The organism is Catonella sp. (assembly GCF_052169795.1).
Lineage (GTDB): Bacteria > Bacillota > Clostridia > Lachnospirales > Lachnospiraceae > Catonella.
The window spans coordinates 1-5,861 of sequence record NZ_JBQNBU010000109.1; the positions used below are offsets into that span (position 1 = coordinate 1).

Consider the following 5,861-nt stretch of genomic DNA (forward strand, 5'->3'; position numbering starts at 1 on the left):
TCCGGTATGGCAGTAACAAAAGAAAATATTGTAAAACTTTCGGGAGCAGTAGATTTTGCAAAAGAAGTTATACAAAATATAACTGAGCCTGCAATAACTCATATGATAGAGGGTGATTTACAGGAAACTATATCAAATATTTATAAGGCAGAGCACATAGCCCTAGTTGACAACAATTCTACAAATGTAGAAAATACAAAAACAGATGAAATCTGGGCTAAGATTGAAACTCAGGCGGAGACACTCTTAGAAGATAAGGGAATTGAAAAAGATGACGAAAGTCTCAGTGCAGCTAAGTGGCTTTTTACAAAAGGAATGGAGATTACTCCTGCCGGTGTGGCAAAGTTTCTAAGTCTTAATAAATTAAAAAAAGAGATAGGGAGTATCGAAGGGCTTAATAATCTTATGGGGAAGCTTGCAAAAGGGCTTTCAGAGGGAAAAGAGGCAACGGATGTTTTAGTAGGTAGTGCTAATAACAGGCAGGCGGGATTTGTAGTTAATTATTTTAGAAAAACAGAAATTACGATTACAGAGATAAGAGAAAGAAGAAGCCTTGAAGAAATAAGGCTTAAATTAACAGAAGAATCCGCAGTAAATATGTTAAATAAAGGTATCAAGATAGATGTAACAGACCTCAAAGGGTTGGTTGAAAACCTAAGAAAAGAGGAAGAAGGATATTATAAAGAACTTCTAAATAAAGCAAAGACTTTAGAAAGTTATGAACACTTGCAAGAGTCTCAAGTTTATGTAAATAGTGAGAATCAGATAGAGCTGTTAAGAAATGTGATATCTATCCGCTCTTATGCTATTACAAGGACTTATGAGTCAGATTATAAGGCAGGTGCAGTTTCTGCTGCCTACAGGGAAGAGACAAGGATTACCCTTTCAGCCTATCACGAAGCAGGTTTAGCGTATGAAAAAGGGGCAACTGCAATAAGGGCTGATTTGGGAGATAGTATCCGTAAGGCTTTTGGTAATATAGATGAGGTTTTAAGAGAAAATAAGCTGGAACTGACAGAAGAGAACAGGAAGGCTGTAAAACTTTTAGCCTATAACAAGGCAGAGGTAAGTTATGAGGCTGTAACTAAGATGAAGTTTGTGACCGCACTTACGGAAAATGCTCTAAGAGAACTTAAACCGGCTACAGTTGCAGGTCTTGTTAAATCGGGACTTAACCCTCTTGATATGAGCATGGAAGAACTTTTTGAGGCTGCGAAAGAGATAAATGAAAAAATAATTCCGAGTGATGAAAAATATAGCCGTTATCTTTATAACATGGAAAGAAACGGTGAGATAAGTGAGACTGAAAGAGAGGCTTATATAGGGATTTACCGTTTGCTTAATCAGATTGAAAAAGGAGATGAAGCAGCCATAGGAAGTGTAAGTCTTGCTAATCAGAGTCTCACTCTTAGAAATATGCTGTCAGCAGTGAGGACGAGGAAATTAGATAGTTTTAACGAAAAGATAGATGAGAGTTTTGGAGAACTTACAGATATTTTAAGTGATACTTCTAAGATTGACAGTCAAATAGACAGAGCCTATGCAAGACTGCTTGCAGGAAATATTAAAGAAAGTTTATCAGAAGCTGACCGGTCATATTATGAAGCAAAGTTGGCTGAAGTTACAAAAGAATTTAAGACTACAGATGTAGAATATATTTTGGATGAAAGAGCTGAAATGACAGTTTCCAATATTTTGACACAGATGGATATTTCCAAGGGAAGAAGAAGTTTTCTTGGGATTATTACTGAAATGTCAGGAGAAGAAAAAAGGGAGGTTAACAACCTTTCGGTGAAGTTTATTGATGAGTTTGATGGGGAGCGTTTTGCAGCTGAAAATGAAAAGGCTGTTACAGATGCACTTAGTAAAAAAGTAACCAAGATAATGGAAGATGAGAAGCTTACATATGAGAAGCTGAATGGGCTTGTAGCGGTTAAAAAGACTATTGAACTGTCAGTGAAAAGGGTGGAGAGTAAAACCTATGACATACCATTTATTTACGATGAGGATAAGCTTGCCGATTTGTCAATTACTATCAGAAAGGGAAGAGCAGAGGCAGATAAGGGCAAGGCGGTTATAATTTTAACTACTAATGAGGGCAGTGTCACATCAGAATTTAGAATTATAAATGAGAGGATTACAGGTTATTTTAAGACTGATTCAAGGGAAACTCTTGATGAACTTAAGTTTAATGAGGAAATTCTTAAAAAAAGTTTGTCGGAAATGAAGATGGGTATTGGAGAAATTTCATATCATTTAGCTGGCGGGACTTCAAAAATTACAAATTCGGACGATATATATTATGATAGTGTTAAAACTTCAGATATATATAAAACAGCTAAGGCAGTGACAGCATATGTCTTGAAAGCTTTGAAAATAAGAGAGTAGGAGAAGAAGACAACATGAGAATTAATAATAATATTTCGGCTCTTAGGGCGAATACAAACCTTAGTAGGGTGGATAAAAGACTTTCCCAAAGTACAGAACGCCTCTCGTCAGGAAATAAGATAAATGCGGCGGCGGATGATGCGGCAGGTTTTTCAATTTCCAGGAGAATGAGAACTCAGATAAAGTCTCTTGAAAGAGCATCCAGGAACTCTGCAGATGGGATTTCAGTTATACAGACGGCAGAAGGTGCTCTTAATGAAGTCAGTGCCATCTTAATAAGGATGAAAGAACTTGCGATACAGGCAGCAAATGATACTTATTCCGGTGAAGACAGGGATGCAATACAAAAAGAAATAGATGAACTTAATAATGAGATAGATAGAATATCCGGTACTACCGGCTTTAACACAAAAAATCTTTTAAATGGAGAGGTTGGAAGAAAGTCCGTTACTAAGAATGAAGGTGTGGATGTCCTTCGTTCTACAGATGTAGTGCCACATGGTAAATATAAACTCAATGTTACCGGCGATCCGAAGAAAGCGGTGTATGAAGGCGGTACAGTTGATGAGGGTGCATTTGGAGAGGACTCCAATATAGCAGGAAAAATTATTATTAATGGAGAAGTAATAACTATTAATAAAGGTGAAAGTTTTGACTCTGTAAGAGATAAGTTAATTAAAGGAGCAGAGAGGGCAGGTCTCAGCCTGATTGGAAATGGAGGCGGACCTAGTGCCGATGGTAATGAACTATATGGCGGTTACAATTATGAAAAATTTGATGGTGGTGCAAGTCTGCTCTTAGTGTCGAAAGAATATGGAAGTAAGGCAAAAATAGATATAAAGGTAGTTGGTACAGCGGTTAAGGATAAGGATGGTACAGTATTAGAATCAGCTGAGGATAATGCTGCCAATCTTGCTGCAGCACTTGGTCTTCCTACAGAGATGGATAAGCCTGAGAGAGGAAGTGATACTACTGTCGAATTAGGTGAGGGCTTTAGTAAAACTGCCACCGTGAGGACAGATGGAGATAAGGTGATAGTTAAGGATAACGGCGGATTTGAAATGGAGCTTAAAGTAAAAAACTATACCACTGAAAATGACAAGGGTGGAGAAGTTGACCTTACAGTGCTGGATGCAGGGTATATGACAATGCAGGTAGGTGCAAATACAGGTGACAGCTTTGATGTAAGCATAGGAAGGATTGACAGTGAAACTTTGGGACTTAAGGGACTTAATTTGAGAACCAGGGAAGAGGCTGCAAGGGCTATATCAAGAGTGGATATAGCAATAAGCAGGGTATCAGGTGAAAGAGCGAAGCTTGGTGCATACCAGAACAGGTTCGAGCATACTATGTTAAGTCTTGATGAGACTACAGAAAATATGACAAGTGCATTTTCCAGAATAATGGATACAGACATGGCAGAGGAAATGACAGAGTATACTCAGCAGAAGGTACTTTCTCAGGCAGGAACAAGTGTGCTTGCACAGGCAAATGAAAGACCTAACACCATACTGACCTTGTTACAGAGTTAAGGGAGGAGGTCCGATTGAAAGCTGAGTCTGTAAAGATTTATACAAGAAGAGTAACTTCTGCAAATAAAAGTGAGCTAATTGTGATAATATATGATATAATAGAAGAAAATCTCACTTTGGCAGAAGAGGCACTGGAAAAAGACGATAAAGAAAGCTTCAGCAATGAATTAAAACAAGCAGTTTCTTTTGTAAAAGAACTGCTTGTGAGTTTGGATATGCATTATGAGGTAAGCAAAAATCTTGCAAGCCTATATATATATATAAGCAGATGCCTTAACTTTGCACTTGTGAGTGGAAAGAAAGAGGAGATAGAAGCCGCAAGAAAGGTTGTAAAAAAACTTGGAGACAGTTTCAGGGAAGTAGCTAAGTCCGATAATTCCAAACCGGTTATGGAAAATACACAGCAGGTTTATGCAGGAATAACTTATGGAAAAGGATTGAGCTTAGATGAAACACTCTTTGATGCTGACTCACCGGACAGGGGATTTCGTGCCTGACTTTTGGCTTAGTAAAAGTATGAAAAAAAGAAGTATAAGATTTTTAGTTTTCTTGGTTTTATTTTTTGCAATGGTTATACTGATTGATAAAACAGTTCACGCGAAGGCCGCCTCGCCAAAGGAGATGGTCTTAAAAGTGAACTCTTTTTTGGTAGAGCAGGATGAAGTGCAGGATGGAGCAACCTGTGGTGCAATAGTAACGGTAAAATTGGGTATTACAGGTGTTGATAAGAATGCGAAGCTTAACCATGCTATATACTATTCTCCTGCGAAAACTGATGTGGACTGGGCAGAAGTCAAACTAAAGAGCACAGGGGCTGAGGTAGTGGAGAAAATCATTGTAAGAGTGCCAAACTCGGGTTACTATTATTTTAAGATAATTTCTAAAAAAGGTAAAAAAACTGTTGAAAAAATAATAGATTTCCCTGTCTATGTATCTGGAGACAGGTATCTGGCAGGTATTGAGTTTATGAGAGATAGAGGTAAACAGCCCTTAGTTGAAGGGATTTTAGGAAGATATGTAGATGATAAAGCTGAGATTACATGGAATGGGACTGAAAATGGCAGATATTTGGTAAGGCTTTACAATGGATATACTATGGAGACTATTTCAGAGAAGTACACTGATGAAACAAGATATATTACAGATGTGCCTAAGGAGATAGAAAATGTAGCTTATTTTGTAGCCCATATTAACCAAAACGGTAATAATGGAGATTTTATACTTTATAACATGCCTGAAAGAAACAGCCCCAATGCTATAGTGAGGTTTCCTGCAAGAAATACAGTAAATGATGAGGAGATTTCCATAGATGTACTTTTTACCGGTGAATGTAAGGTAGATATAATTGTGAATGATACCGTAGAAGCAGATGGATCTGAAGCAAGTGGTACTTATAATATAATTTTGCCGGAGGGAGATGTAAAAATAATTGTAAGTATAACTGATGAAGCAGGAAATGTTAAAAATTATATAAAAGAGTTAAAAGTGGATGCCACAAAGCCTAAGGTGGTTTTAGATAAGGTGATAGACGGAGCTGTGACAACTGATAATACTATAGATATTACCGGAGAGTGTTCGGAAGATGTTACTCTTATTATGAACGGTCAGAAGAAAGAAGTAAAAAAGGGGAGTTTCAGTTTTACTCAGAACCTAAGCATAGGAGAAAATGACATAAAAATTCAGGCTATAGACAGTGCAGGTAATAAGAGTAATGTAAGGGCGGTAATTACTAGGGAAACCGAACATAAGAGAAGCATGAAGGCAACTATGTTGGTTGGAACTACTTTTGGAATAATATTTTTGGCCTATATAGTTACTTTCAGCGGATGGATAGTAAAGAAGCGAAAAAATTGATATAGTTGACAAATTGCAGTCTTGAAAGTAGACTAAATGGTAAACTTATATTAAGGATTAGGAGAAGAAAATGTCAGAGAAAAAACC

Annotated in this window: 4 protein-coding genes; all 4 read left to right on the forward strand. The window is 37.3% G+C overall.

Features of this window, described 5'->3' with window-relative positions:
* Positions 1–2,388, forward strand: a 2,388-nt coding sequence (locus tag ACTTKP_RS10840; protein WP_442553916.1) for a DUF6240 domain-containing protein, incomplete at its 5' end; no start/stop codon positions are given.
* 14 nt (positions 2,389–2,402) lie between these two features.
* The gene (locus ACTTKP_RS10845; RefSeq protein ID WP_442553917.1) at positions 2,403–3,920 is read left to right on the forward strand and encodes a flagellin N-terminal helical domain-containing protein; all 1,518 of its coding nucleotides are present in this window, start codon (positions 2,403–2,405) and stop codon (positions 3,918–3,920) included.
* Positions 3,921–3,934: 14 nt separating this feature from the next.
* Positions 3,935–4,417 carry a flagellar export chaperone FliS gene (locus ACTTKP_RS10850; RefSeq protein WP_442553918.1) on the forward strand — a complete coding sequence of 161 codons (483 nt, stop codon included), beginning with the start codon at positions 3,935–3,937 and terminating at the stop codon, positions 4,415–4,417.
* On the forward strand, positions 4,410–5,774 hold the full coding sequence (locus tag ACTTKP_RS10855) for a hypothetical protein (protein ID WP_442553919.1): 1,365 nt from the start codon (positions 4,410–4,412) through the stop codon (positions 5,772–5,774). The genes ACTTKP_RS10850 and ACTTKP_RS10855 overlap by 8 nt, the downstream gene beginning before the upstream one ends.
* The last annotated feature ends 87 nt before the right edge of the window (positions 5,775–5,861 follow it).

What these genes read in the sequence shown, in the direction of transcription:
- ACTTKP_RS10845 (WP_442553917.1), top strand. Translation starts at nt 2,403, where the DNA reads ATGAGAATTAATAATAATATTTCGGCTCTTAGGGCGAATACAAACCTT.